At 67.6% G+C, this 26188-nt stretch carries 21 protein-coding genes and 2 pseudogenes; 13 read left to right on the top strand and 10 right to left on the bottom strand.

Features of this window, described 5'->3' with window-relative positions; genetic code table 11:
* Positions 1 to 57: 57 nt before the first annotated feature.
* A complete protein-coding gene (gene secA, locus MICSW_RS03825; protein WP_292730195.1) occupies positions 58 to 2874 on the bottom strand; it encodes a preprotein translocase subunit SecA in 2817 nt (938 codons plus the stop codon).
* A gap of 305 nt (positions 2875 to 3179) precedes the next feature.
* Between secA and MICSW_RS03820 the strand changes: the two genes are divergently transcribed.
* The 5 genes and pseudogenes from MICSW_RS03820 to MICSW_RS03800 all read left to right on the top strand — a co-directional run bounded on the left by MICSW_RS03820 (position 3180) and on the right by MICSW_RS03800 (position 7438).
* A complete protein-coding gene (locus tag MICSW_RS03820) occupies positions 3180 to 3992 on the top strand; it encodes a biotin/lipoyl-containing protein (protein ID WP_464496799.1) in 813 nt (270 codons plus the stop codon).
* A complete protein-coding gene (locus MICSW_RS03815; protein ID WP_464496798.1) occupies positions 3899 to 4108 on the top strand; it encodes a hypothetical protein in 210 nt (69 codons plus the stop codon). The genes MICSW_RS03820 and MICSW_RS03815 overlap by 94 nt, the downstream gene beginning before the upstream one ends.
* A pseudogene (locus MICSW_RS03810) lies at positions 4096 to 4563 on the top strand (ABC transporter ATP-binding protein); the annotation flags it as partial. The gene MICSW_RS03815 and the pseudogene MICSW_RS03810, both read left to right, overlap by 13 nt.
* Before the next feature lie 265 nt (positions 4564 to 4828).
* Positions 4829 to 6040: an ABC transporter permease gene (locus MICSW_RS03805; RefSeq protein WP_292730204.1), complete on the top strand. Its 1212-nt coding sequence runs from the start codon at positions 4829 to 4831 to the stop codon at positions 6038 to 6040.
* A gap of 42 nt (positions 6041 to 6082) precedes the next feature.
* On the top strand, positions 6083 to 7438 hold the full coding sequence (locus MICSW_RS03800) for a hypothetical protein (protein ID WP_292730206.1): 1356 nt from the start codon (positions 6083 to 6085) through the stop codon (positions 7436 to 7438).
* A gap of 68 nt (positions 7439 to 7506) precedes the next feature.
* On the opposite strand, the gene hpf is transcribed toward MICSW_RS03800, so the two are convergent.
* The 5 genes from hpf to mtrA all read right to left on the bottom strand — a co-directional run bounded on the left by hpf (position 7507) and on the right by mtrA (position 13271).
* Complete coding sequence (gene hpf, locus MICSW_RS03795; RefSeq protein WP_292733054.1) at positions 7507 to 8163, bottom strand: ribosome hibernation-promoting factor, HPF/YfiA family; 657 nt, start codon at positions 8161 to 8163, stop codon at positions 7507 to 7509.
* Positions 8164 to 8349: 186 nt separating this feature from the next.
* Positions 8350 to 9069, bottom strand: coding sequence for a ComF family protein (locus MICSW_RS03790; RefSeq protein WP_228177587.1), 720 nt, complete (start codon positions 9067 to 9069; stop codon positions 8350 to 8352).
* A 96-nt stretch (positions 9070 to 9165) separates the two neighbouring features.
* Entirely contained in the window at positions 9166 to 10854 is a 1689-nt protein-coding gene (locus tag MICSW_RS03785) for an LpqB family beta-propeller domain-containing protein (RefSeq protein WP_464496797.1), read from the bottom strand.
* Positions 10851 to 12542 carry an MtrAB system histidine kinase MtrB gene (gene mtrB / locus MICSW_RS03780; RefSeq protein WP_292733048.1) on the bottom strand — a complete coding sequence of 564 codons (1692 nt, stop codon included), beginning with the start codon at positions 12540 to 12542 and terminating at the stop codon, positions 10851 to 10853. The genes MICSW_RS03785 and mtrB overlap by 4 nt, the downstream gene beginning before the upstream one ends.
* 48 nt (positions 12543 to 12590) lie before the next feature.
* Positions 12591 to 13271: an MtrAB system response regulator MtrA gene (mtrA, locus tag MICSW_RS03775; RefSeq protein WP_292729878.1), complete on the bottom strand. Its 681-nt coding sequence runs from the start codon at positions 13269 to 13271 to the stop codon at positions 12591 to 12593.
* Between the two features lie 230 nt (positions 13272 to 13501).
* Between mtrA and MICSW_RS03770 the strand changes: the two genes are divergently transcribed.
* The 7 genes from MICSW_RS03770 (at position 13502) to MICSW_RS03740 (ending at position 19803) form a co-directional block, all read left to right on the top strand.
* Positions 13502 to 14737, top strand: a complete 1236-nt coding sequence (locus tag MICSW_RS03770) for a DUF7847 domain-containing protein (RefSeq protein ID WP_464496796.1) — start codon at positions 13502 to 13504, stop codon at positions 14735 to 14737.
* Entirely contained in the window at positions 14719 to 15387 is a 669-nt protein-coding gene (locus MICSW_RS03765) for a DUF4129 domain-containing protein (RefSeq protein ID WP_464496795.1), read from the top strand. Before MICSW_RS03770 ends, MICSW_RS03765 begins: the two co-directional genes overlap by 19 nt.
* Positions 15384 to 16598, top strand: coding sequence for a DUF4350 domain-containing protein (locus MICSW_RS03760; protein WP_464496794.1), 1215 nt, complete (start codon positions 15384 to 15386; stop codon positions 16596 to 16598). The genes MICSW_RS03765 and MICSW_RS03760 overlap by 4 nt, the downstream gene beginning before the upstream one ends.
* Entirely contained in the window at positions 16595 to 17593 is a 999-nt protein-coding gene (locus tag MICSW_RS03755; protein ID WP_228177580.1) for an AAA family ATPase, read from the top strand. Before MICSW_RS03760 ends, MICSW_RS03755 begins: the two co-directional genes overlap by 4 nt.
* Positions 17594 to 17630: 37 nt before the next feature.
* The gene (locus MICSW_RS03750) at positions 17631 to 18890 is read left to right on the top strand and encodes a DUF58 domain-containing protein (RefSeq protein WP_464496793.1); all 1260 of its coding nucleotides are present in this window, start codon (positions 17631 to 17633) and stop codon (positions 18888 to 18890) included.
* A gap of 128 nt (positions 18891 to 19018) precedes the next feature.
* Positions 19019 to 19516, top strand: coding sequence for an aquaporin (locus MICSW_RS03745; RefSeq protein WP_464496792.1), 498 nt, complete (start codon positions 19019 to 19021; stop codon positions 19514 to 19516).
* Positions 19444 to 19803, top strand: coding sequence for an aquaporin (locus MICSW_RS03740; protein ID WP_464498226.1), 360 nt, complete (start codon positions 19444 to 19446; stop codon positions 19801 to 19803). The genes MICSW_RS03745 and MICSW_RS03740 overlap by 73 nt, the downstream gene beginning before the upstream one ends.
* A 205-nt stretch (positions 19804 to 20008) precedes the next feature.
* Here the strand turns inward: MICSW_RS03740 and katG are convergent, their stop codons facing one another.
* The 3 genes and pseudogenes from katG to MICSW_RS03725 all read right to left on the bottom strand — a co-directional run bounded on the left by katG (position 20009) and on the right by MICSW_RS03725 (position 23854).
* Positions 20009 to 22309: a catalase/peroxidase HPI gene (gene katG, locus MICSW_RS03735; RefSeq protein ID WP_464496791.1), complete on the bottom strand. Its 2301-nt coding sequence runs from the start codon at positions 22307 to 22309 to the stop codon at positions 20009 to 20011.
* On the bottom strand, positions 22306 to 22797 hold the full coding sequence (locus tag MICSW_RS03730) for a Fur family transcriptional regulator (protein ID WP_464498224.1): 492 nt from the start codon (positions 22795 to 22797) through the stop codon (positions 22306 to 22308). Before MICSW_RS03730 ends, katG begins: the two co-directional genes overlap by 4 nt.
* Before the next feature lie 59 nt (positions 22798 to 22856).
* A pseudogene (locus tag MICSW_RS03725) lies at positions 22857 to 23854 on the bottom strand (stage II sporulation protein M).
* A gap of 16 nt (positions 23855 to 23870) precedes the next feature.
* Between MICSW_RS03725 and MICSW_RS03720 the strand changes: the two are divergent.
* Positions 23871 to 24719, top strand: coding sequence for an RDD family protein (locus tag MICSW_RS03720; protein WP_292733034.1), 849 nt, complete (start codon positions 23871 to 23873; stop codon positions 24717 to 24719).
* On the opposite strand, the gene ahcY is transcribed toward MICSW_RS03720, so the two are convergent.
* A complete protein-coding gene (ahcY, locus tag MICSW_RS03715; protein WP_464496790.1) occupies positions 24713 to 26173 on the bottom strand; it encodes an adenosylhomocysteinase in 1461 nt (486 codons plus the stop codon). The two genes, MICSW_RS03720 and ahcY, sit on opposite strands and share 7 nt — an antisense overlap.
* Between the last annotated feature and the right edge of the window lie 15 nt (positions 26174 to 26188).

Genomic DNA, 26188 nt, shown 5'->3' with positions numbered 1-26188 from the left:
TGCCGCACCCACCGGGCCACCTGACCGCGCGTGGATCGCGGGTCTCGCGTTCTGCGCTTACTTCTTCTTGTCGGCAGCGCGCCGCTGGGCGCGGTTCAGCGGCTGCTGGGCAGCCGGCGCCGGCGCTTCACCGTCGGTGCGCTGGCCGAACGCGCCGCGCACAGCGGGGGGCGTCGGCGCGACGGGCGCTGCGGGCGCGGATGCCGCGGCCTGGCGGGCCCGGCTGGTGGCCGCCTGCTGCACCTGGCCGCGTTCGTTTCGCACCTCGACTTCACCGGCGTCATTGGCCGCGGAGTACTGCAGACGCTGTCCCTCCACGGGCGCGATCGACAGACCCTTGGCCTCGACCTCGGCGGCGTTCTCTCCGTCCGCGCGGCGGACCTCGACCTCGAGGTTGTAGAGGTACCCGACTGACTCTTCCTTGATCTGGCCCATCATCTGCTGGAACATCTGATAGCCCTCGCGCTGGTACTCGATGAGCGGATCACGCTGCGCCATCGCGCGCAGGCCGATGCCGTCCTTCAGGTAATCCATCTCGTAGAGGTGGTCTCGCCAGCGGCGGTCGACGACCTGAAGCACGACCCGCCGCTCAAGCTCGCGCATGGCAGCTTCGCCGAGGCTTTCTTCGCGCTTCTGGTAGGCGATGCGTGCATCCGAAATGATCTCGCGCTTCAGTACCTCGGGGGTGACCTTGCCCTTGCTTCCGGACTCGGCGACGACCTCGTCGATTGTGAGAGAGACCGGATATAGCGTCTTGAGTTCGGTCCACAGCGCGTCGAAGTCCCAGCTCTCGGTGTGACCGGTACCCGTGTGATCGTCGATCAGCGTGCTGATGGCGTCCTCGATGAAGTGCTGGACGCGGTCGGCGATGTCATCCCCCTCGAGGATGTGGCGGCGATCCGAATAGATCGCTTCACGCTGCCGGTTCAGGACGTCGTCGTACTTCAGCACGTTCTTGCGCAGCTCGGCGTTACGCGCCTCCACCTGCGATTGCGCGCTCTTGATCGCCCGCGAAACCATGCCCGATTCGATGGCGACGTCGTCGGGGAAGTTGGTGCGCGAGAGGATTGCCTCGGCAGCCCCTGACTGGAACAGGCGCATGAGGTCATCGGTCAGCGACAGGTAGAACCGGCTCTCTCCCGGGTCGCCCTGACGTCCCGACCGACCCCGCAGCTGGTTGTCGATGCGGCGCGACTCGTGCCGCTCCGTACCGAGCACGTATAAACCGCCGGCTGCCACAACCTTCTCGGCCTCTTCGGAAACGTGGTCGCGGGTGGACTGGTAGACGGCATCCCACTCGGCTTCGTACTCGTCCGGTGTCTCCACCGGGTCGAGCCCCTTGGCCTTCATCTCCTGAACCGCGAGGAACTCGGCGTTCCCGCCCAGCATGATGTCGGTTCCGCGCCCGGCCATGTTCGTCGCAACCGTGACTGCGCCCAGTCGTCCGGCGCGCGCCACGATCTCGGCCTCGCGAGCGTGGTTCTTCGCGTTGAGAACCTCGTGTTTGATGCCCTTCTTCGCGAGCAGACGCGACAGGTATTCGCTCTTTTCCACCGAGACGGTGCCGACGAGCACCGGCTGCCCCGACTCGTGGCGCTTCGCGATGTCTTCGACGACCTGAGCGAACTTCGCCGGCTCGTTCTTGTAGACGAGGTCGGACTGATCCTTGCGGATCATCGGCTTGTTCGTCGGGATCGCGACGACTCCCAGCTGGTAGGTCGACATGAACTCGGCAGCCTCGGTCTCGGCGGTGCCGGTCATGCCCGAGAGCTTGTCGTAGAGGCGGAAGTAGTTCTGCAACGTCACTGTCGCGAGAGTCTGGTTCTCGGCCTTGACCGGGACACCTTCCTTCGCCTCGATCGCTTGGTGGATGCCTTCGTTGTAGCGGCGGCCCACCAGGATTCGGCCCGTGTGCTCGTCGACGATCATCACCTCGTCGTTCATGACGACGTAGTCGGTGTCGCGCTTGAACAGGGCGAGCGCCTTGATCGAGTTGTTCAGGAACGAGATCAGCGGAGTGTTGACTGACTCGTAGAGGTTGTCGATCCCGAGATAGTCTTCGACCTTCTCGATACCCGGCTCGAGCACGCCGATCGTGCGCTTCTTCTCGTCGACCTCGTAGTCGATTCCCGGCTCGAGAGTGCGAGCGATCTTCGCGAACTCGGCGAACCACCGGTTCGCTTCTCCCGCGGAGGGGCCCGAGATGATCAGGGGTGTGCGGGCCTCATCGATGAGGATCGAGTCCACCTCGTCGACGATCGCGAAGAAGTGTCCGCGCTGGACGAGGTCCTCCCGGCGCCACGCCATGTTGTCGCGAAGGTAGTCGAAACCGAACTCGTTGTTCGTGCCGTAGGTGATGTCTGCGAGGTACTGCTCCCGGCGCACCTCGGGGGTCTGTCCCGACACGATCGTGCCGGTCGTCATCCCCAGCGCCCGGTACACACGCCCCATGAGGTCGGCCTGATAGCTCGCGAGGAAGTCGTTGACGGTAATCACGTGCACGCCCTTGCCCGCGATCGCGTTCAAGTACGCCGGAAGTGTCGCCACCAGCGTCTTGCCCTCACCGGTCTTCATCTCCGCGATGTTGCCGAGGTGCAGGGCAGCGCCGCCCATCAGCTGCACGTCGTAGTGCCGCTGACCGATCGTCCGCTTGGCGGCCTCCCGCACGGCGGCGAAGGCCTCGGGCATCAGCTTGTCGAGCGTCTCGCCAGCCTCGTAGCGGGTGCGAAACTCCGCGGTCTCGTCCCGCAGCTCGTCATCAGTCAGCTGCGAGTACTCGTCCTCGAGGGCATTGACCGCCTTCGCAACCTGCTGCAAGCGCCGCAGGAGCCGACCTTCACCGGCACGCAGGAGTTTCTCGAGAGGATTGGCCACGGAAAGCTCTCCATCTGTCAACGGCGGCACCCGGGGTGCCGACCCGGCGCGAACCGCGCGCGGACATACCGACTCATGTTACCGGGCCGTGACCTTGGCGTGCGCTGGGTCCGCTCCCAGCGGAAGCGTCCCCGCTTTCCCGCCCCAGCAAACGCGCACCCTGAGTCTCTCGGGGAAGACCCTGAAATGTCATCGACAGTGTTGGCCGTGCCCGCAGGCGCGGGATAGGTTGCACGCGGGGGATCACACGAAGCCATCCGCGCTCATCGGGGGAACGCTTCGTCGCGAATGGAAGGCGTATGTCTATGGCTGTGTGGCGTCGGTGGGTATTTCCCATCCTCTTCGTTATCGTGTTCGGGGCTCTCGCCGCCGCACTCGTGAAGATGGCGTTCTTCCCCGATACGGCGACGGCCTCGGCAGATCCGGGTGGGCAGATCACCGAGCCGGTTGTGCCCGTCGTCCGCCAGAGCGTGATCGACGAACTGACCCTCGAAGGAACGATCGCGCGCGACGACGCCGTGACGGTGCGTTCCGAGGTCGACGGAGCCGTCAGCGAGGTCAAGGTTGCACCGGGACAGTCGGTCGCAGCCGGTCAGGTCTTGATGACGATCAAGCAGTCCTATCCCGCCAAGACGATCGATGTGCTGGCCCCGGAGGCCGGCGAGGTGACCGCCGTGGCCGTGGTGAAAGGACAGCCGACGAGCATCGGAGGCGAAATCGCGACGCTCAGCCCCACCCGGTATCACGTGCAGAGCACCATCGAGCCGGTGCAGCTGTATCGACTGCTGAATGCCCCGACCGAGGGCGAAGTCACAATCCAGGGCGGCCCCGCGCCCTTCTCATGCACGGGCCTATCGGTGCAGGTGTCCGAAGACGGCACGACCAGCATCACGTGCGCCGTCCCGACCGACCAGACAGTGTTCGCAGGCCTTCGGACCGAGCTGTCCATCCGGGTAGCGACTGTCGATGATGCCCTGGTGGTTCCGGTCACTGCAGTGCGCGGTGGAGCAGGCACCGGGCTGGTGTGGGTGGATGCCGGCACCGGCGCCCCCTCGAAGAGCGGGAAGTCGGACTCGGAGTCAGCGACGGCACCGTCGTGGAGGTCGTCTCCGGACTGACCGACGGCGAGCAGGTGCGCCAGTTCGTCCCCGGCCTCGCGGCCCCGAACGAACCGGTCTGCTACGACGACGGGATGGGTGGTCAGTTCTGCGAGGACCCGGGGTGGAGCTGGTGAGCCTTGTCAGGCTCGAGGGTGTGACCAAACAGGTCACGCTCCCCGACGAGTCGACGCTCGACATCCTGCGCGGTGTCGACCTTGCGGTGTCGGCAGGAGACCACGTCGCCATCGTCGGCCGCAGCGGCTCGGGCAAGTCCACGCTGCTGAACATCCTGGGCCTCCTCGATCTGCCGACCTCGGGAACCGCAGAGTTTCGAGGCACGCCGGTCGCCGGCATCCGGCGTGGGCGCCTCGACCGGATGCGGGGGCGCGACGTCGGCTTCGTCTTTCAGCAGTTCCACCTGCTTGCCGGGCGCACGGCGCTCGAGAACGTCGAGATGCCCCTCGGGTACGCGAGTGGCAAGCAGTTCTGGCGCCGCCGGGAGCTTGCCCGCGCGATGCTCGACCGTGTGGGCTTGGCCCACCGGTTGGACACGCCGCCCGAGAGACTGTCGGGCGGCGAGCAACAGCGCGTCGCCATCGCGCGAGCCCTCGTACGCCGCCCGGCGCTTATCCTCGCCGACGAACCGACGGGGGCTCTGGATGTCGAAACCGGCGCCGCAGTGATGGCGTTACTCGACGACATTGCCACCGAGAGCGCCGCTGCCCTGGTGACGATCACTCACGATCTTCATGTGGCGGCTCGTGCGCGGCGGCATCTGCGACTGGCCGATGGTGTGCTCTCCCCGTGGACCTTGACCGGGCGTTCGCTGACACCGCGCTCGGGGCGGTCTCGGCATGAGCGGGTTCATCGGCGCGCTCCTGGAGGCGTGGGCGGAACTTCGCCATCACAAGCTGCGGGTCCTGCTGAGCTTGATCGGTATCGCCGTCTCGGTTGCCGCCCTCACCGCGGTCGTCGCACTCGGCGAGTATCAGCGTCAGGCGGCAGCCGAGCAATCCGACCGCTACGGCGGGCGCGTCGCCACGATATCGGTGTCGGCATCGGCCACCGACGGAGCGCCCATGGACTGGGACAGCTTCGACGAGGACGTCTCGGGCGCCGCCGCCCGCTTCGAGCTGTCCTACGTCTCGCGGCTCGCGGCATCCGTGACCCTGCAGGTGCAGACGCCGGAGTGGGTCAGGCCCGTCACAACGATGCTGGTGGATCCCGCGTACCCCGTCATCCATCGATCGACAGTTGCCGAGGGCCGCTGGTTCGTGCCCGGTGACGAGGGGCTGCTGGCGCCGCCGGTCGTCATCAGCTACCCCCTGTGGACGGCTCTGGGAGCACCGCCGTTGGCAACGCATCCGACGATGGAGGTGATCGGCGGCGCGGGAGGCACCTTCCCCATCATTGGCGTCACGCCCCGTGAGGGCGACTGGGACTCGAATAAGCAGATCTGGATGCTGTACGACGGATACCGGGATCGTGTGGACTCGCTGCCCGCCGAGACCGGGGTCACGTGGGAGCTCTGGGTTCCCGAAGAGATCGTGCCGACGGTCGGTGCGTTGCTGGCATCGGATGTCCGCGCCGCGGCCGGGGAGGCGGTGCAGGTATCGGTCTCGCGCACCGACTGGGGATCGCGTCCCGATGCGCAGGCGTCCGCGGCGATGTTCGAGCTCGTGACCGGTTCGATAGCCGTGCTGATCCTGGTGCTCGGCGGGTTGGGGCTGGTCAACATACAGCTGGTGGCCATGCGCCAGCGCATCCGCGAGATCGGCGTGCGCCGCAGCTTCGGGGCAACCGCGGGCCGGATCTTCACGGCGGTCCTCCTCGAGAGCGTCGTTGCAACCGCCGTTGCCGGTGTCGTCGGAATCGTGCTGGCCGTCGCCGTCATGCGCACGCCGATGGTGCTGACCATGTTCGGCGCCCTGCAGGATGTGCCGCCCTTCCCCGTGCGGGCGGCGATAACAGGGCTGATCGCATCTGTCGTCATCGGCGCGCTGGCGGGATTCCTTCCCGCACTGGTGGCGGTGCGCTCACGCGTCATAGACACCCTGCGCGTCTGACCACTCAGCCCGAACACGGCTGCGCGATTCTAGGATCGAGGCATGGCCGGCTTTTGGGGACGACGCAAGCGTGAACAGGCCGAGACGGCGCAACAGGATGCCGACCTCGCTCGCCGCGCGCAGAGCTCGCTCGTTGCGGCAGACGAACACATCCGACTCGCCGTCGACGAGGTCTCGTTCGCCGAAGCCGAACTCGGACCGAACGCGGTCGGCGACCTGCGCGCCGCGCTCGACTCGGTGCGAACCCACATGCAGGAGGCCTTCCACCTGCACCAGCTCAACCACGACGAGATACCCGATACCGCCGACGAACTCCGCACTCGAAACACCCGCATCGTCCAGCTGTGCGAGTGGGCAGAAGATCTCCTCGAAGATCGGATGGCGGCTCTTGCCGAACCGATCGAGCGGGCACGTCGGGCGCCCGAGATCATCGCCCGGGTCCGCGCTGACGCTGCCCGCGTCCGGGAACGCATTCCGCACGCACGTGAGACCGTGGCACGGCTTGCCACGAGGTATGCGCCGAGCGCGCTGGAGGGTGTCGCCGCGAACCCCGCCGAAGCCGAACAGCTCCTGAGCTTCGCTGAGCACAGCGCGGGAGTCGCCGAGCGTCGACGGGAAGCCGGACAACGGGAGCAGGCGAACCTCGCGATGGAAGCTGCCACCGAGGCTGCCCGACGCGCCGAAACCCTGGTGGACGCAGTCGAGACCTTCGAAGTCGAAGCCCTCCGAGCCGAGGCGACACTCGGCGCTATCGTCGAGGACTCGCGCGGGGATCTGATCGCTGCGCGCACCGCGCCGCAGGTCCCCGCGGTCATCGAGGCGATGTCGGCCCTGCAGACGGCGCTCGCCGCCCTCCCTGCCGCGGGCGTGAACACCGACCCCTTCGAGCACCTGACTCGGATGCGGGAAGCCAACGCAGCGCTGGACGCGGCAGTCGCTGCGGCGCTAGAACGAGCTGCCCGCCCGATCCCGGAGCTCGGTCATGTGCGAAACGCGATCGATGACGCCGACCGCCAGCTCGCGGTGGCCCGAGATGTCATCGCGGGCCACCGCGGCTGGATCGGTGCCGACGCGCGCACGCGCCTTGCCGAAGCCGAGCGCGTCCGGGCGGACCTGGACCGCGTCGTCGGAGGCGCTGCCGCGACCGTCCCCACCATCCCCGAGGACGATCGCGATCAAGCCATGGAGTTCGCCCGCCGCTCCGCCCAGCTGGCAGGCGATGCGCTGCGGTATGCCCAGCGCGACATCGACGCATCCCGTCCCTCGGCCGGTCCGCATCCGCAGTGGGGCGGCCCGATGGAGGGCTTCGGGCGCCGGACCGGCGGCGGTTCGGACCTCGTGGGCGGAATCCTCGGGGGCCTTGTCATCGGCAGCATCCTGGACGGGATCTTCGACTGAGAGACGGATGCCGCAAGCTCTACGGCTCGCGGCATCCGTCTCCGATCTTGCGGCAGTGCCGCGGGCACTCAGCTCACGAGGGCCGCCGGGCTTGCCTCGGTGGTGAGGGAGATCACACCGTAGTCCCAGCCTTTGCGGCGGTACACCACGCTCGGGTGATCGGTTGCGGCGTTGATGAACAAGAAGAAGTCGTGTCCGACCAGTTCCATCCGGTCGACAGCCTCCTCGACCGTCATCCACTCCGCCTCGAATTCCTTCGTGCGGATGACGACTGGCGTGTATGCCTCGTCGTCCTCACCGTCGACGATCGGCACCTCGCCGGTCGCGACGCGCCGGAGGACATCTGCCGATGCGGGCTGGATGTCGATCCCGTCGAGCTCGCCGCGTTCCTTGTCGAACATCGCCTTGCGGGGGTGGTTTCGGGCATCGACCCTCTTGTCTTTGGCGCGTCGCAACTGCTCGCACAGCTTGTCGACAGCCATATCGAGCGCTGTGAACTTGTCGGCATCGGTCGCCTCAGCCCGCACCAGCGGACCTTTGCCGGTGAGCGTGAGCTCGACAGTGTGGTCTTCGACCCGGCCCGTGCGGTAAGTGCGATGAGTGACCTTGACATCGATGCGCTGCGCACGGGGTGCGAGGTGTTCGATCCGGACGAGTTTCTCTTCGACGACCGAGCGGAAGCGATCGGTGATACCGACTCCCACGCCGACGATGTTCGTGTCCATCTTGACCTCCTTGTTTCCGGTCCGCCCGGTTCCAAGGGCGGACCATCAGTCGCCTTGTTACCCCCACGTTAGACCCTGGCCATCTGCCTGTCACGCACGATTTCCGCCGTGTCAGTATCCTCCGCCATAACCCCGGTAGACCGACTTTTGCCCGGTCCTCGGCGGCTCGGCGCGAGCCGATGAAGTCTATTGTTCGCGTGGTGAGCGCCCCTGGCCGGACGACCATCGCAGCGGCGTGGACGCGACGGTCACCGCCCCGAGAACCGCGACTCCCGCCTCGCGCAGCGCCTCGGCTGCCGCTCGAAGCGTCGCGCCGGTCGTGACAACGTCGTCGATCAACAGCACGGGGCGACCGGGCACGAATCGCACGGCGAACATGCCCTCGGTATTGCTTTCCCGCGCCGCCCGGCCAAGCGCCCGTTGATCCACGCCGGCACCGACACTGCGCAGGACCGGAACGCACCGCATGCCGGCCTGCCTGGCAATGAGGTCGACGACACGGTATCCGCGACGACGGAACGCAGCAGCTGACGAGGGGATCACGACAGGAATCACAGTTCCCGTCGCGAGTGCGGCAACCAGCCCGCCGGGCACGAGATCGGCCCGCTCGAGCGTCGTGCGCAGGGCAGCCCCCAGAGGGCGGACGAGTCGGGTCCTCCCCTCGGCCTTGAGGGAGCGCATCACCCCGACCACCGGACCGTCGTACGCGACGGCGCTGAACACGGTGAGCTCACCCACCATCCGGCACCGCGTGGTGCTGCGGCGCAACTCCAGTTCACACGAGTCGCACAGCGAGGAGTCTGGCCGACCGCATCCGGCGCAGTCGACGGGAATCAGCCACGAGAGCGCCTGCGAGGCGGCATCGCGTGTCCACTCGACTCCGCGATGGATACGAGAGGTGGTCACGACTCCACCGTGCACGGGCACTGAGGCCTCACGAGCTCGCGTTCGGGTCACTGGGGATAGCGGTCTCCCGCGCCCGGCTCGGGAGAAAGGTTCGAGTCACTGCTGCGGGGTGCCCTGCTGCACCGCCAGGAGCGAGATGCCCTCGGCGGTCTGCAGCCAGTTCGCTCCCCGCCGCACGTACAATCCCCCGTCATCGGATCTCAGCCGGATACTCGAGGTCGCCGTCGCCACCGTTGTGATCGACGCGCCGGCCGGCCCAGCGATCGTCGAGGACGTACCTCCGACTACCTGCTCGACGATCTCGGTCTCAGTTCCCGATCGCGTGACCACCGCGACAGTGACATCGTCGGTCCACACCATCGACACCGCCTCTCCGGCGATCGTCCCGGCAACGATCGGCTCGCCGAGCCGCGCCGGTACCCCCCGGTTATCGCTCTCATCGCGAATGACGCCCGACAGCCATAGCTCGGTTCGGTCCCCGATGCGCACGACGCCCGCCATGCGGGTGCCGTCGCGCGAGATCGACATCGCTTGCACGTCTGTGGCGCCCGCCGCAGCCCAGGACTGGGAGAGCAGGGGTGATTCTATGCCTGGACCGAAAGCGGTGAGTGCTGCCGGCGATCGCGCCGGAATACTCCACACATAGCCTCGGGCATCAATCACCGGATCGCGCAAGCCGCTGCGGGTGTCGAGCACGACGACGTCATCGGTAACGTCAGCACGGGCAACCGAACCATCGGCCGAACGCACTGCCGCACTCTCCTGATCCGGTCCGACCTGCACCGCCACCGGATTGCTTCGCACGACGGCACCCGAGAGTCCCCCGATCGGCGTCAACTCACTGCCCGACAAGAAACCGAAGCCCTCGTCGGTCAACACGAGCGGGCCCCCGGTAACTGCGGTCGATCGGGTCTGGACCGGCGTTGCAGCGATGGGAACGCCATCAACCGTCAGTTCCACCTCGGTGATCCCGGCGGTAGCGAGGCTCGCTTCCAGCTGGGTAGCCATGCGGTCGATCGTGAGCTGCTGGAGCGCGAGAGCCTCGGCGGACAGCTCGACCTGCGCCGTACCGGCACTCTGCGGCACGGACGAATAGACCGAGGTCACGTCGTCAGTGAAGGCCGTGGACACAGCCCCGGCGAGCCAGTCGCTCGGCTGCTCGTCGACGAGCGCACCGGTGATCCGCACGGCGGCGGATGTCGTCGGAAACCATCTCTCGTCGGGAACGAGATAGGTCCACGAGGTATCGAAGTACATCACGGAGTAACGATGGAACACTGTCCCGAACACGCTTTCGTCCAGAACGATCCCGTCGGGAGCCTTGGAGATCCGCCATTGGCCTGCGACCTGTATCAGCTCGAACGCGAGTGTCGCGGTGCCGCCCAGAGCCGGCTCGTAGCGGCCCGTCGCATCGACGCTGGCGACGGGAGCGAGGATGACTTTCACGGTGTCGTCGACCGCTGGCTGCGCAACGATTTCGCCGGTGGGCACGACCGCCACACCGGCTGAGGGGTCCCATGAGGACTGGATCGCGGGCGCCAGGAAGGAGCGGGCGGTTGCCCAGTCAGCGCTCGAGCCGGACCCTGCGAGGAGGAAACCCTCGACGATCTCCTCCTGGGTGGCGCCCGGCTGCGGTCCGTCCGGGAAGAAGCGCACCTCGGGTCCGGTGCGTACCTCGTCGACGGGCCGGCCGGCCGTGACAGGACCGCTGACAGGAAGTCCTGCACAGGCGGAGAGCACCAGGATGCCGAGTATCGCCAGCACGGTGCCGATGAGCCGCCTCATGATCCGCCCCCCGCCGCCGGGTCGCCGCTCGGAATCGTCGAGATCGGCTGGGTGTGTTCGAAAGCGTCGACCGTGTTCTCGTCACCGGGATCGAGCGGAATCGGCGAGTCCAACGGAAGCGCCGCGGGCCCCGTCCGGTGCGCGCCGCGTGGAAGAGTGAGCACGAAGTGGGCCCCGCGTCCGGGTTCCGACCACACTGCCAGGTCTCCCCCGTGCAGCTTCGCGTCACCGAGCGAGATCGCAAGGCCCAGTCCCGTGCCGCCGAGGGTTCGCTTGCGGGACGGATCAGCGCGCCAGAACCGATCGAACACGCGTGCGGCATCCTCGGCGGCGATGCCCATTCCGAAGTCTCTCACCCCAACGGCGACGGCCTGCTGATTACTGTCCACGGTGACCACGACGGGCTTACCCTCCCCGTGTTCGATCGCGTTGCCGATCAGATTCCGCAGGATCCTGCGCACGCGCCGGGCGTCCATGTCCACGGGCGAGTAACCGCCGGGGGCGACCAAGCGTAGATCAGTGTTGTGTTGGTGAGCGATCTGCTCCATTGACGCGATGACGTCCTCCGCGACGTGGGCAAGGCTCGTCGGTTCGAGTTCGAGCTGCACCGATCCCGCGTCATATCGGCTGATCTCCAAGAGGTCGCTGAGGAGAACCTCGAAGCGCTCGACCTGAGCAGCAAGCAACTCGGCGGCGCGCGCTGTTGCCGGGTCGAAATCATCGCGGCGGTCGTTCAACATGTCGGCGGCGAGCCGGATCGTGGTCAGCGGGGTTCGCAGCTCGTGCGAGACGTCCGAGACGAATCGTTGCTGCACCAGCGACAGATCGGCAAGCTCCTTGATTTGCGTCTCGATGCTGTCCGCCATGGCGTTGAAGGACTCGCCCAGCGTCGCGAGCTCGTCTTCGCCACGCACCGGCAGCCGGACCCCGAGCTCCCCCGCCGCGAGCTTTGCGCTGGTCTGTGCAGCTTCACCGATGGGAGTGGTTACCGAGCGGAGCACGAACCAGGCGATGCCCCCGATGAGCAGGACCAGGGCAACCCCTACGACCCACAGTGTGGCCTGCACGAACCGCAGGGTCTGATCAGCTCCCTCAAGGCCATACGCGTAGTAGACCTCGAAGTCGCCGACCTGCGGGAAGATCAGCTGCTGCCCCACGACGATGCCCGGGGTGCCTGCGGCGTCGAGGGCGACAGACTGCCACCATTGCTGATTGGCGTCGGCTCGCACCTTCTCACGCAGGCCCTCGGAAATGATCGCCGTGTCGAACTCGCCGACGCGGTATGCCTGCGCAGCGGGATCAGAGGCCCCGATCCGGAACGTCGCGATCATGTCGGTCGACGATTGCTGCTGCAGGGCAGTGCGCAACCCGAGCCACACGCGCTGGATCTGTGCCGGGTCCCCTTGCGTGTCGGCTCCGTCGAGCACTGTCTGCGCGGATGCCGTTGCACGAAGCGCCTGCTCGGTGACTTCGTCGCGCCGGGACGCGAAAAGATCATCCTGAATAGCCAGGGCCGTCCAGGTCACGGCGATCAGGATGGCGAAAGCTGTCAGCACGATCGTCACCGAGAGTGTGCGAAACCGCAGCGAGCGTCGCCACAGGTGCACGAGGTTGTCGGGCCACGCCCTCCAGTTGCGCCGCCAGATCAGCGGACGAAACGACGGCTCGGCGGCCCCTCGGGAGCCCACTGTCTCACCTCACGCGACCGCTGCACGCGGCCCGATCGTCGACGACGCTCACTCCACAGCACCGGCCCGGTAGCCCACACCGCGCACTGTCGTCACGATGCGCGGGTTGTCGGGGTCGAGTTCCACCTTGGCGCGCAGCCGCTGCACGTGCACATTGACCAGGCGCGTGTCGGCCTTGTAGTGGTAGCCCCAGACCTGCTCGAGGAGCATCTCCCGCGAGAACACCTGCTGCGGCTTGGAGGCAAGCGCGACCAGGAGCTCGAACTCCAGGGGCGTGAGCGAGATCACGTCATCACCGCGTCGTACTTCGTGGCCCGCGACATCGATCGTCAGATTCCCGATCCGCAGCGTCTCCTGCGACGGCTGCCCGCCGGGGCGCAGTCTGGTCCGGATGCGGGCCACGAGCTCTTTCGGGTTGAACGGCTTGACGATGTAGTCGTCAGCACCGGATTCGAGCCCGCGGACGACATCCGCGGTGTCGGTGCGTGCCGTCAGCATGATGATCGGGATGCCCGACTCGGCACGAATCGCCGTGCAGATCTCGATGCCGTCGCGACCGGGAAGCATGAGATCGAGCAGGATGAGGTCGGGGCGTTCCGCGCGCCAGGTGTCCACAGCGGCGTTTCCGTCGGCGCAGAAAACCGTGTCGAACCCTTCCGTGCGCAGCACGATCCCGATCATCTCCGCCAGTGCGGTGTCGTCGTCGACAACCAGGATGCGTGAGTTCATCGCGCCTTCGTTCCTTGCGTCCAGCCTGCGCACTGGCGGCAGGCGGCCGCGTGTGCTTCCCCCGAGAGTAGTCGACTCCACCTGTGCGCACGCCGTTGATTCGCGCGCGCGTCGGTGCTGGCTCGGGCGGCGGGTGGCACGCCCGACGCGATGGTAACTGGCATGAGCGGGTCTGCGTCCCGTGTGACACGATGGAAACTCGCGTCGATTCCAGCCTGTAGGAGGAACCCGTGACCGCGTACCCGTCTTGGACGCCTGCGCCGCGGCCCGGGATCATCCCGCTGCAGCCGCTGACGTTCGGCACGATTCTGGGTCGTTCGTTTTCGGCGCTGCGGCACAACCCCAAGGTGCTGCTGGGGTTCGCGATGGTCGTGCAGACCGTCGCATACCTTGTCGTAACCATTGCGATCTCGGGAATCGCGTTCGCAAGCTTCTCACGGCTGGACACGGTGCCGGCGGGCACCGACGAGTGGGATGCCGTCTTGACGGGATCGATAGCGCTCACCGCGCTGTCGGGCCTGGTGCTCGGTCTTCTCGCTGGTGCGGTTGGTGTTCTCGTTCAGGCCGTGGTGATCTCCGACGTTCTGCACGCTGCGGTGGCCGAAAAGATGACGCTGCGGATGCTGTGGCAGCGTGTGCGGCCCGTGGCCTGGCGACTGATCGGCTACACGATCCTTCTCTCGCTCGCGATCGGCGTGATCGTGATCATCGTCGGTGGTCTGATCGCCGTGCTCGCTGTCGCCGTTCCCGCCGCCGCGGTCATCCTCGGAATCCTGGTGATCCTCGCTGCCATCCCCCTCAGCCTCTGGCTCGCCGTGAAGCTTCTGCTCGTTCCGGCGGTCCTGATCGTCGAGCACACGTCGCTGGGGGCGGCGCTCGGTCGCTCATGGCGGCTCTCACGGGGCCGGTTCTGGGTGATCCTGGGAATCCTGGTGCTCGTATCGCTCGTTTTCGGTGCCGTCGCACAGGTCGTCAGCATCCCGTTCTCGTTCCTCGCCTCCGCGCTGACAACGGTGATCGCCCCCACTGGTGATGAGAGCGCAGCGGCGATCATCGGCGTTGTCGCAACCCTCGGTCTCACGCAGATCGTGACGCTTCTCATCCAGTCGGTCGCGGTCATCGTGCAATCCACCGCCGCGGGACTCGTGTACATCGACTGTCGGATGCGGCACGAGGGCCTGGACCTCGACCTCCTCGAGTACGTAGATCGCAGAGACGCGGGAGCCACCGACCTCCCCGACCCGTACGTCGTTCACGTTGGGCGCGCCGCTCAACCGCGCTGGCCCACCGCGTACGGGCAACCTGCCCCGTTCGCCCCTCCGCCGGGCTACACGATCGTTCCCCCGCCCGCCGCGGAACAGACATCCGCGTCGCCCGCAGCCGTCCCGCCGGCCCCAGACCAATCGCCGCCGGCCCCGACCGCCGGACCCGATGACGATCAGACGACATGGGCGATGCCTCGGTGATCTCAGAGATCCCGCTCATTCCGGATGGCGAGCAAGCTCGAGACTGGGCTGTGCAGGAGCTCGCGGATCCGGTCTATCAGGCGGCGCAGCCGACCTGGTTCGACCGAGCCGCACAGGCGGCCCGGGATGCCCTCGCCTCCCTGTTCTCACCCGACGTCGCGCCGGAGTGGGCGGCGATTCTCGCCCTTGTCGTCGCCATCATCGCCATCGCTGTCATCGTCATCGCGATTCTCGTGTGGGGGGTACCTCGGCGCACGTCCTCGCGAAGAGCCCGCACCGGCGAACTGTTCGGAGACATCGACTATCGAACCGCCGAGGGGCTGCGGACGGCGGCCGAGGCTGCCCGGAACCGTCGAGACTGGGACGCGGCTATCGTGCTGCGCTTCCGGGCAGCAGCCCGCGGCCTGGACGAACGGGGACTGATCGAGCTCGCTCCCGGAACGACTGCACGGCAGTTCGCGGTGCGCGCCGATGCTCTGGCAGCGCCGGTGAGCGCGGGAGCCAGGGAAGCGGCCACCGTCTTCGAGGACGTGCGCTACCTTCAGCGGCCCGGGACCGAGACAGGATACGTCGTGGTGGCCGCGGCCGACAGCGCGCTGGCCAGGCTCGAATCCGCGCAGGGCGCACCCGCCGAGGTTCACGCGTCATGAGCCTCGATGTCCGCGAGCGGCGTGTTGCTGGCGCCGACCTCTCGACCTCCAGCGCCCGCCGCGGCTCGATACTCGGATGGATAGCGATCATCGTCGGGCTCATCGCGGTCGGAATCGTCGGTGCGAGCATCGTCGGTGGCGGCGAATGGAGCCAGCGCGAGTCGCTCGATCCTGAGTCCGCGGCCCCGACGGGCACCCGGGCGCTGGCACGCATCCTGGCCGAGCAGGGCGTTGAGGTGCGGGTAGTCCGCTCGCACGAGCAGGCTGCCGCAGAACTGCGTGACGGCGCGGCGACACTGGTGCTCCCCGATGCACCTGCGCTCTCCGACGACGCGATCTCCGCCCTTGCCGCGCCAGCGGCAGACGTCGTCCTCATCGACCCGCGCTCGCGGACGCTCCGCCTGATAGCCGATGGGGCGAACGCGGTGGGCGTCGCCGACGATGCGCTCGTGCAGCCGCAGTGCTCGGTACCGGAGGCGCAACGGGCTGGAGCGATCCGTCCGCGAACGGTCTTCCTCGCTACGGATGCCGCCCAGTGCTATCCGGCAGCCGGAGGCTTCGCCCTGCTGGTGCGCGAAACCGTCCGCTCCGATATCCCGGGCACCCAGCGGGTGTCGGCAGTCGACGGGGCTGCGCTCTTCACGAACGAACACCTAGCCGAGGACGGCAATGCCGCCCTCGCGCTGGGTCTGATGGGAAGAAACGCCACGCTCGTCTGGTACGTTCCGTCCGTCGCCGACACCGACCTGGACCCGGCCAGCCCGTCCCTCGGCGAACTCACTCCCCCGTGGGTCAGCCCCGTGATCGTCCTCATGCTGGTGGCCGCCGTCGCGGCGGCGCTCTGGCGCGGCATCCGTTTCGGACCGCTTGTCGGCGAACGGCTGCCGGTGACGGTGCGCGGCGAAGAGACGACGCGGGGGCGGGCGCACCTCTACGCACGATCCGGCGACACTGCGCACGCCGCGTCCCTGCTGCGCCACGGCGCGCGCGTGCGGATCGCGCGGCTGCTCGGTCTGTCGGGGTCGTCGTCGGCAGCAGAAGTCGCCGACGCACTGGCCAGTGTGTCGGTGTCGTCGCGGGAGGAAGCGCGAACCATCCTGGACGGCGCACCCCCGACGTCGCGGCGCGACCTTGACGAGCTTCACGACCGATTGCGCAGACTCGAAGCCGCAGCACGGTCGGCACTTCACCCTGAAAGGAACAACCGATGACGACCTCCGACCCGGCACCGACCACGGCCGACGCCCCTACCGCCGACGATTCCGCCCGAGCCGCCGTCGGTCGCGTACGTGACGAAATCGGCAAGGCTGTCGTCGGGCAGGATGCCGCGATCACGGGCCTCCTGATCGCGCTGCTTGCCCGCGGACATGTCCTGGTCGAGGGCGTACCCGGTGTCGCCAAGACGCTGCTGGTACGGGCCTTCAGCCGCGCGCTCGGGCTTGAGACCAAGCGCGTGCAGTTCACTCCCGATCTCATGCCCGGCGATGTGTCTGGCTCGCTCATCTACGACGCCCGCTCGGGCGAATTCGAGTTTCGCGAGGGGCCGGTCTTCACCCACATCCTGCTGGCCGACGAGATCAACCGCACGCCGCCGAAGACCCAGGCGGCCCTGCTGGAGGCGATGGAAGAGCGTCAGGTATCGACCGACGGCGTGACCCGCCCGCTGCCCGATCCCTTCCTTGTCGCTGCCACCCAGAACCCGATCGAGCACGAGGGCACCTACACCCTCCCCGAAGCTCAGCTCGACCGATTCCTGCTGAAGCTCATCGTCGACATGCCGGCGCGCGACGCGGAGGTCACGGTGCTGCGCCGACACGCCGACGGTTTCTCGCCGCGCGATCTCGACGAGGCCGGCGTGCAGACCGTCGTCACCGCCGCCGACCTCCGGGCGGCCCAGGCGGCGGTCCGGAACGTGACAGCCGCGGACGACGTCCTGGGCTACATCGTCGACCTCGCGCAGGCGACGAGGCAGAGCCCCTCCGTGCAGCTGGGTGCGAGCCCGCGCGCCGCAACCGCGCTGCTGGCGACGGCGAAAGCGTGGGCGTGGCTCGGGGGTTCACCGGCCATCACCCCCGACCACGTGCAGACGATGCTGCTGCCCACGTGGCGGCACCGTCTGCGACTTCGCCCGGATGCCGAGCTCGAAGGCGTCTCGGTCGAGGCACTGCTTCAGAGCATCCTGCAGCAAACACGCGTCCCGCTGTGAGCGCCGTATGTATGTGACCGGTCGGTACCCCCTGCTCGTGGGGGCCGGCGTTGTTCCCGTGATCCTCGGCTCGGTCGGTGGAATCCCCGCCTGGGCTGGGGCGGCCGCCTGGCTCGGATTCTGCCTCCTCCTGCTGGGTCTCGATGTGCTGTCAGCCCCCAATCCGCGTCGGGTGAACATCACGCGCGCTGGGCCGACAAAGGTGCTGCGTGACCAGCCGTCGCAGGTGACGGCAGCAGTCGTCAATACAGGTACGCGAACCCTCCGCATCCGCGTCCGAGACGCCTGGCAGCCGACGGCTGGCGCTACTACAGGAACGGCGGTGATACGGATTGACCCGGGCGCTTCGGGTCGCGTGGTCACTTCGCTGCTGCCGCGCCGGCGCGGAGAACTGCGCAGCGCCGGACTCGCGGTTCGGTCGGCTGGGCCTCTCGGGCTCGCGGGTCGGAGCGCACTCGTCGCGGTTCCGGGAAGCATCCGTGTTCTGCCGCCGTTCACCTCGCGGCGTCACCTCCCCTCACGCCTTGCGCGGCTGCGCGAACTCGACGGCAACACCAGCGTCCAGGTCCGGGGGCAGGGCACCGAGTTCGACTCCCTGCGCGAGTACGTACGTGGGGACGATGTGCGCTCGATCGACTGGCGCGCCACGGCCCGGGCCAGCGCCACGATGCTGCGCACGTGGCGCCCCGAGCGCGACCGCCACATCGTCATCATCATCGACACCGGTCGCACCGCGGCGACACGCGTCGACGACGGTGTGCGACTTGATGCCGCGATGGAGGCAGCCCTCCTCCTCTCAGCGCTCGCTGCGCAAGCGGGCGATCACATCCACCTGTTGATGTTCGACCGAGCAGTGCGTGCCCGGGTGACCGGCCGCGACGGCGCAGCGCTGCTGCCGGCCCTCGTCGACGCCATGGTCGCCGTGGATGCCGGGCTCATCGACACCGACTGGGACGCCGCCTTTGCGCAGGCCCGGCTCCTGACCACCCGACCCTCGATGGTCGTCGTACTCACGGCGCACGACGATCCGGAGGCCTCGCGCGGCTTCCTCGGCGCTCTCCCCCTCGTTCCCAGCCACACGCACGTTCTGGTCGCCGCGGCCCAGCCGGAGCAAACCGAGGCGTCACAATCCGATGCGTTCGAGGCCGCAGCCCGGGAGCGCGCCCGGTGGGACGCCGACCGAATGGTGACGGCGCTCTCCCGAGCGGGCGTCGATGCCCTGTCGGCATCCGCCGAGGAACTGCCACCGCGCGTTGCCGACCGTTACCTCGCGCTCAAGGCGCTCGGCCGGCTCTGAACGGCGAACCGCGGCCCGACCGCGGGGTCACAGGTGAAAACCGGGGTGATTTCGCACGCGCGGGGCATGTCGTTTGCCTGTGATTCGCCTGAGAGCGCTAGGTTTCGGCCGAATGAAAGGAGCCAGAGATGGCTGAAACCACTTCCACCCCCGGCACAGCAACGAAGCTGATCGCCGAGGCACTGGGTACGTTCCTGCTCGTGTTCGGGTCGATCGGCACCGCCCTGTTCGCCGCGAACTTCGGCGCGAGCGAGAACGGCACCTCGCTCGGCGTCGGCTTCCTCGGAGTCTCCCTCGCCTTCGGACTAACCCTGATGGCCGGCATTTACACCTGGGGTCCGATCTCGGGCGGCCACTTCAACCCGGCCGTCACGTTCGGGCTCGCCGCAGCCGGACGCTTCGCGTGGAAGGACGTTCCCGGCTACCTCATCGCTCAGGTCATCGGCGGCGCCGTCGGCACGACACTCATCGTGCTCATCGGGCTGTTCGGACCCGACGGGTGGCTCAGCGCCGCACAGGATGGCGGCTTCGCGAGCAACGGCTACGGCACAGCATCCCCCGCGGGTTCGGCCTCGGCGCTGCCATCGTCGCCGAAATCCTCCTCACCGCGATCTTCCTGCTCGTGATCCTCGGCGTCACGCATCCCCAGCGCAACGCCGAGAAGTTCGCGGGACTCGTCATCGGTTTCACGCTCACGATGATCCACCTCGTCTCGATCCCGATCGACAACACCTCCGTCAACCCCGCCCGCTCGATCGCGACTGCCATCTACGGCGGCGGCGAGGCACTCGCCCAGCTGTGGGTGTTCATCGTGTTCCCCCTGGTCGGAGGCCTCCTGGCCGGTTTCGCCCACCGCGCGCTGTTCGAGCGCAAGCCGCTCCCTCCCGTCCAGGCGGAGGCACGCGTCGGCTGACGCCCGATCCCGCTGGCGATTCGCACGTGCGCGGTAGTTTCGTGCTTGTGCTGCGCATTGATGCGCCGCACATGCACACATCCGCAGCACACGCGGTGTCACCGGCGGCGGCGGAAGCCCGCGTCAACTGACCGCACCGCAGAACACCGAAGCGGCCCGCCTCCGAGGAGACGGGCCGCTTCGGTATGGATGCTGAGACCGAGGCTCAGACCAGGTCGAACCGATCGAGCTCGGTGACCTTGCCCCACGCCTTCACGAAGTCGCGGACGAACTGCTCGTTCGCGTCGTCGCTCGCGTAGACCTCGGCGATCGCGCGAAGCTCCGAGTTCGAACCGAACAGCAGGTCGACGCGGGTCCCGCGACCGACGAGCTCGCCCGAACCATCCTTGGTGCCCTCGAACGCGTGGCTGCCCGGGTCCAGCGGACGCCAGGTCGTGCCGAGGTCGAGAAGGTTCACGAAGAAGTCGTTCGTGAGCACTCCCGGACGCTCGGTCCACACCCCGTACGCCGAGCCGTCGTAGTTCCCGGCGATGACGCGAAGACCACCGACGAGTACGGTCATTTCCGGTGCGGTGAGGGTCAGGAGGTTGGCCTTGTCGACGAGCAGGTGCTCCTCGGGCAGCCCGGATGCCGCAGCCACGGGGCCGAGGTAGTTCCGGAAGCCATCGGCGGCCGGCTCCAGGTACTGCATCGACTCGACATCCGTCTGCTCCTGCGACGCGTCGGTACGTCCGGGGTGGAAGGTCACGACAGCATCCACACCGGCATCCTTTGCGGCCTTCTCGACACCGGCGTTGCCCGCGAGCACGATGAGATCGGCAAGCGAGACCTTCTTGCCGCCCGGCGCCGAGGCGTCGAAGTCAGCCTTTATGCCCTCGAGTACGCCGAGGACCTTTGCGACCTGGGCGGGGTTGTTGACCTCGAAGTCCTTCTGCGGAGCAAGGCGCAGGCGAGCGCCGTTGACGCCACCGCGCTTGTCGCTGCCGCGGAAGGTGGATGCCGCCGCCCACGTGGTCTGCACCAGCTCGGCGACAGTGAGACCCGACTCGAGGATGCGCTGCTTGAGCGCCGCGGCGTCAGCCTCGTCGATCAGCGGGTGGTCGACCGGGGGCACCGGGTCCTGCCAAACGAGCTCCTCAGCGGGAACTTCGGGTCCCAGGTAACGAGCCTTGGGCCCCATGTCGCGGTGCGTCAGCTTGAACCATGCCCGCGCGAAGGCGTCAGCGAAGGCCGCGGGGTCTTCGAGGAACCGGCGCGAGATCTTCTCGTACTCGGGGTCGAAGCGCAGCGCGAGGTCGCTGGTGAGCATCCGGGGCTCACGGCGCTTGGACGGGTCGTGGGCGAGGGGCACCATGTCGGCGCCGCCGCCGTTGACCGGCCGCCACTGGTTGGCGCCTGCGGGGCTCTTCATAAGCTCCCACTCGTAGCCGAACAGGATGTGGAAGAACTCGTTGTCCCAGCGCGTCGGGTGGTAGGTCCAGGTGACCTCGAGACCACTCGTGATCTGGTCGTCGCCCTTGCCCGAGCCGAAGTTGTTCTTCCAGCCCAGACCCTGCATCTCGGGACCGGCGGCCTCGGGGTTGTTCTCGAGGTACGAGTCGGATGCCGCGCCGTGCGTCTTGCCGAAGGTGTGACCACCGGCGATCAGCGCAACGGTCTCCTCGTCGTTCATCGCCATCCGCTTGAAGGTCTCCCGGATGTCGATGGCCGATGCCAGCGGGTCGGGGTTGCCGTTCGGACCCTCGGGGTTGACGTAGATGAGTCCCATCTGCACTGCGGCGAGCGGACGCTCGAGGTCGCGCTCGCCGGTGTAGCGCTCGTCGCCGAGCCAGGTGGTCTCGGGGCCCCAGTAGACGTCGTCATCCGGCTCCCACGCATCGATACGTCCACCGGCGAACCCGAACGTCTCGAAGCCCATGTTCTCGAGCGCGACGTTGCCGGCGAGAATCATGAGATCGCCCCACGATAGCGCGCGCCCGTACTTCTTCTTGACCGGCCACAGGATGCGGCGAGCCTTGTCGAGGCCGACGTTGTCGGGCCAGCTGTTCAGCGGCGCGAACCGCTGCTGGCCGGTGCCACCGCCGCCACGTCCGTCCATCACGCGGTAGGTGCCAGCGCTGTGCCAGGCCATACGGATCATGAGCGGGCCGTAGTTGCCGAAGTCAGCCGGCCACCAGTCCTGCGAGACCGTGATGGTCTCTTCGATGTCCTTCTTCACGGCGTCAAGATCGAGGGACTCGAACGCGGCCTTATAGTCGAAGTCACCGCCGTAGGGGTTCGCCTCCACGGGGTTCTTCGCGAGGATCTTGAGGTTCAGCTTGTTCGGCCACCACACTTGGTTGGCCGAACCGTTCGTGGGGTGGGGCTGCGCGTGGATGACGGGGCAGGCACCCTCGCCCGTGGCCTCGGCGATCTCCGCCTCGTCGGTGTCGGTGACGGTGACCGACTGCTCGATGTCATTGGGCTGTTCCCCCAGGGGAGTGACTGCCGGGTCGTTTTCGCTCATGATCGTCCTTCCGTGACGGTCGGGTTGTGGGTAGGTGATGAGGAGTCGGTCTCTGGCGCGGCGCACGCTGCGCACACGCCCCAGAATGTGATCTCGGCCTGGGCGAGTGCGAAGCCATGGGTTTGCGACGGATGCAGACACGGTGCTTCGCCGGTGACGCAGTCGACGTCTTCGACGCGCCCGCACGAGGTGCACACCAGGTGGTGATGGTTATCGTCGATGCGCACTTCGAACCGCATGGGCTGGCCAGCCGGCTGGATGCGGCGAACGAGGCCGGCGCCGGCGAAGTCACTCAGCGCGTTGTAGACGGATTGCAGGGCGGTCCCGGGAGCGCGGCGATCGACATCCGCGAAGATCGCATCGGCACTGGCGTGAGGGTGCTCCCGAAGAGCGTCGAGCACCGCCAGACGCGCGCTCGTAACCCGAAGTCCCGCTGCGCGGATCACCGATTCGACCGGCTCCGAGCCGGCGATCCCCCGCGCATCCATCACGCCCTCGACGCTATCGCATTTTTGATCAGTTCAAAAGGAGCGCGCGGCGACGGCGATCATCCGCCAGTCCACAGCCGAGCAGTGCCGGCGTGGAACTCCGTGAGGTCCCCCGTCTCACCGGCACGCACCGCTCGCCGTCCGACGACGAGCATGTAGACCAGAAACGCCGCGAGCGCCGCGGTTCCGATTCCGATCTTGAGGGCCCACGGCCACGCCTGCGCCGTCACGAATCCCTCGATGACCCCCGCCACGGCGAGCGCGAACACGAGTCCGATCGCAACTGTCGCCAGGGCCCGCCCCTGCGACGCGAGCGCTTCCCCCGGGTGCGCGGGCCAGGCGCCACCCACGACCAGAACAGGTGAAGCCCTGCCGCGACGGCGACGAAGACGCAGGTGAGCTCCAGTTGGCCGTGCGGAAGGATAAAGAGGAAAAACGTGTCGATGCGGTCGAAGGCTGCGAGCACGGCGGCTGCTGTCCCGACCGCGACGGCATTTTGTACCAGCACCATGACCGGCCAGATCCCGGTGATCCCGAACAGCACGCTCTGGGCTGCGATCCACGCGTTGTTTGTCCATACCGTGCCCGCGAACACGGCAGCAGGGTTCTCGCTGTAGTAGCCCTCGAACTCGACCTCCGCGTAATACTCGAGTTGCACCTGCGAGCCCAGCGAAGCGATCAGCGCCGGATCGCGGGAGATCCAGGTCGCGACCACCGCGGCGACCACCACGAACAGTCCTGCGACGGCGAGGGTGGTCCATCGCAGCCGGTAGAGCGCTGCCGGCAGCTGCCACACGAAGAAGCGCGGTACCTGCCGCAGCGGGTTCTCACCGCGCCCCGTCAGCCGCCGCCGTGCGCGGGCAAGCAGCAACGACACGTAGTCGCCTTCGGCAGTGCGCCCGGCGGTGGTCTTGATGTCGGCGAGATCCGCGGACGCGGCCCGATACCGGGTGACCAGTTCATCGATCTCGGCCCCCGAGAGCCTGCGGGAGCGGGCGAGCTGGTCCAGCCGCGCCCACTCGGCGCGTCGCGCGTCAGTCAGGGCATCGAGATCCATTTGCTTTACTGTACCCATGCCCCCCGAGCACCTGACGACGGTCGAGATCCGGCAGGACGAAGTGCTCACCGGCGAGGCTGTCGCGCTCGACATCCAGCCGTTGAGCTTCTTCCAGCGGGCCCTCGGGTGCCTGATCGACGTGATAGCCGCTGTGGTGCTTCTCATTGCGCTGGCCGTTGTCGCGAACTGGCTGCTGGGCGGCGCCTTTCTGGATGCCGCAGCGGCGCCCATCCTCGGAATCACGACAGTGGTCGTCGTTCTCGTGCTCGTTCCGGCGCTCGTCGAAACGCTCACTGGCGGGTCAAGCCTCGGGCGATGGGCGGTGGGCGGCCGCATCGTCCGCGTCGATGGCGGCGCGGCGGGTTTCCGTCACGCGTTCATCCGCGCTTTCATCGGGGTCCTGGAGATCTGGCTGACCGCGGGAGCGGTGGCGGCGATCGTCGGCGCGTTCACACCACGAACGCAGCGCCTGGGCGATCTGGTCGCCGGCACGTACTGCGAGCGATCGCGTGCCCCGAAGCTCCAGCCGCGCCCCGCCGAGTTGCCTCCGACTCTCGCGAGTTGGGCAGCCGTTGCTGACGTCGGGCGCATGCCCGATCGGTTGGCGCGGCGGGTTTCGCAGTTCGCCCACCAGGCCGCCTACCTCGACCCGGCCGCGCGGGCACGGGTCGCCGCCGCCCTGGCGACAGAGGTCACCCCCTACGTCTCGCCCGTCCCGCCTGTGGACCCCGAGACAATGCTGCGCGGTGTGGTCGCCCTGCGGCGGGCGCGCGAAGGGCGAGCTCTTGCTCTGCAGAACGAGCGCCTCGCGACCCTGACCGCCGGGGATGCCGACACGACGACGATCCGGACGGTGCGTCAGTAGCGGTAGTGCTCGAGCTTGTACGGTCCCTCGACCGGAACGCCGATGTAGGCCGCCTGGTCGCCGGAGAGCTGCGTCAGCTGTACGCCGAGCGCGGGAAGGTGCAGGCGCGCGACCTTCTCGTCGAGCGCCTTCGGGAGGGTTGCAACGCCGAGCGGGTAGTTCTCGCGCTTGGTCCACAGCTCGATCTGCGCGAGAACCTGGTTGGTGAACGAGGCACTCATGACAAAAGAGGGGTGCCCCGTCGCGTTCCCGAGGTTCATGAGGCGTCCTTCGCTGAGCACCAGGACGCTTCGGCCGGTGGGAAGTCTCCACTCGTGAACCTGGGGCTTGATCTCGACGCGTTCGGTACCAGCGAGGCTTTCCAACCCCGCCATGTCGATCTCGTTGTCGAAGTGTCCGACGTTGGCGACGATCGCGAGGTGCTTCATTGCGAGCAGGTGGTCCACGGTGACGACGTTGCGGTTACCCGTTCCCGTGATGAGGATGTCGACCTGACCGATGACATCCTCGAGCCGGGCGACCTGGAACCCGTCCATGGCGGCCTGGAGCGCGCAGATCGGGTCGATCTCGCTCACGATGACGCGAGCGCCCTGGCCGCGCAGGGCCTCAGCGGCTCCCTTGCCGACATCCCCGTACCCGGCGACGAACGCGACCTTCCCTCCGATGAGCGCATCGGTTGCGCGGTTGAGACCATCGGGCAGGGAGTGGCGGATGCCGTACTTGTTGTCGAACTTGGACTTGGTGACCGAGTCGTTCACGTTGATCGCGGGGAAGAGCAACTCGCCGTCGCGTGCCAGCTCGTAGAGCCGGTGGACGCCTGTTGTGGTCTCTTCGGTCACGCCGACGAGCTCTTGGCTCATCCGCGTGAAGCGCTCGGGGTCCCGCGCAAGGGAGCGCCGCAGCACGTCGAGGACCACCCGATACTCCGCGGAGTCGCCCGGAGCGGCATCCGGCGCGACCCCCGCCTTCTCGAACGCGACGCCCTTGTGGACGAGGAGGGTGGCGTCGCCGCCATCGTCGAGGATGAGGTTCGGGCCGTCGAAGCCCTCGGCCGACCAGTCGAAGATGCGGTCGGTGCAGTCCCAGTACTCGGCGAGCGTCTCACCCTTCCACGCGAACACCGGAACACCCTGCGGCGCGTCGACGGTTCCGGTCGGGCCGACCACGACGGCAGCCGCGGCTTCGTTCTGGGTGGAGAAGATGTTGCAGCTGGCCCACCGCACCTGAGCGCCGAGAGCAACGAGAGTCTCGATCAGAACCGCGGTCTGCACCGTCATATGCAGAGAGCCGGCGATCCGCGCACCGCGCAGCGGCTGCCGGGGACCGAACTCCTCGCGCAGAGCCATCAGGCCCGGCATCTCGTTCTCGGCGAGGCGGATCTGGTGACGGCCGGCGTCTGCGAGGGCGAGGTCGGCGACGGCGTAATCGAGCGCGGCGATCGTGGGGGTCGACATGCCCGCCATTCTCCC

Source organism: Microbacterium sp. SW12 (genome assembly GCF_055391095.1).
The sequence above is the reverse complement of the archived record's forward strand: the minus strand, read 5'-3'. Positions and strand labels throughout refer to the sequence as shown.

Bases quoted from the DNA above. Each gene is read 5' to 3' on its own strand.
- MICSW_RS03820 (WP_464496799.1), top strand. From the start codon at position 3,180: ATGGCTGTGTGGCGTCGGTGGGTATTTCCCATCCTCTTCGTTATCGTG.
- MICSW_RS03805 (WP_292730204.1), top strand. From the start codon at position 4,829: ATGAGCGGGTTCATCGGCGCGCTCCTGGAGGCGTGGGCGGAACTTCGC.
- MICSW_RS03800 (WP_292730206.1), top strand. From the start codon at position 6,083: ATGGCCGGCTTTTGGGGACGACGCAAGCGTGAACAGGCCGAGACGGCG.
- hpf (WP_292733054.1), bottom strand. From the start codon at position 8,163: ATGGACACGAACATCGTCGGCGTGGGAGTCGGTATCACCGATCGCTTC.
- MICSW_RS03785 (WP_464496797.1), bottom strand. From the start codon at position 10,854: ATGAGGCGGCTCATCGGCACCGTGCTGGCGATACTCGGCATCCTGGTG.
- mtrA (WP_292729878.1), bottom strand. From the start codon at position 13,271: ATGAACTCACGCATCCTGGTTGTCGACGACGACACCGCACTGGCGGAG.
- MICSW_RS03765 (WP_464496795.1), top strand. From the start codon at position 14,719: ATGGGCGATGCCTCGGTGATCTCAGAGATCCCGCTCATTCCGGATGGC.
- MICSW_RS03760 (WP_464496794.1), top strand. From the start codon at position 15,384: ATGAGCCTCGATGTCCGCGAGCGGCGTGTTGCTGGCGCCGACCTCTCG.
- MICSW_RS03755 (WP_228177580.1), top strand. From the start codon at position 16,595: ATGACGACCTCCGACCCGGCACCGACCACGGCCGACGCCCCTACCGCC.
- MICSW_RS03745 (WP_464496792.1), top strand. From the start codon at position 19,019: ATGGCTGAAACCACTTCCACCCCCGGCACAGCAACGAAGCTGATCGCC.
- katG (WP_464496791.1), bottom strand. From the start codon at position 22,309: ATGAGCGAAAACGACCCGGCAGTCACTCCCCTGGGGGAACAGCCCAAT.
- MICSW_RS03730 (WP_464498224.1), bottom strand. From the start codon at position 22,797: ATGGATGCGCGGGGGATCGCCGGCTCGGAGCCGGTCGAATCGGTGATC.
- MICSW_RS03720 (WP_292733034.1), top strand. From the start codon at position 23,871: ATGCCCCCCGAGCACCTGACGACGGTCGAGATCCGGCAGGACGAAGTG.
- ahcY (WP_464496790.1), bottom strand. From the start codon at position 26,173: ATGTCGACCCCCACGATCGCCGCGCTCGATTACGCCGTCGCCGACCTC.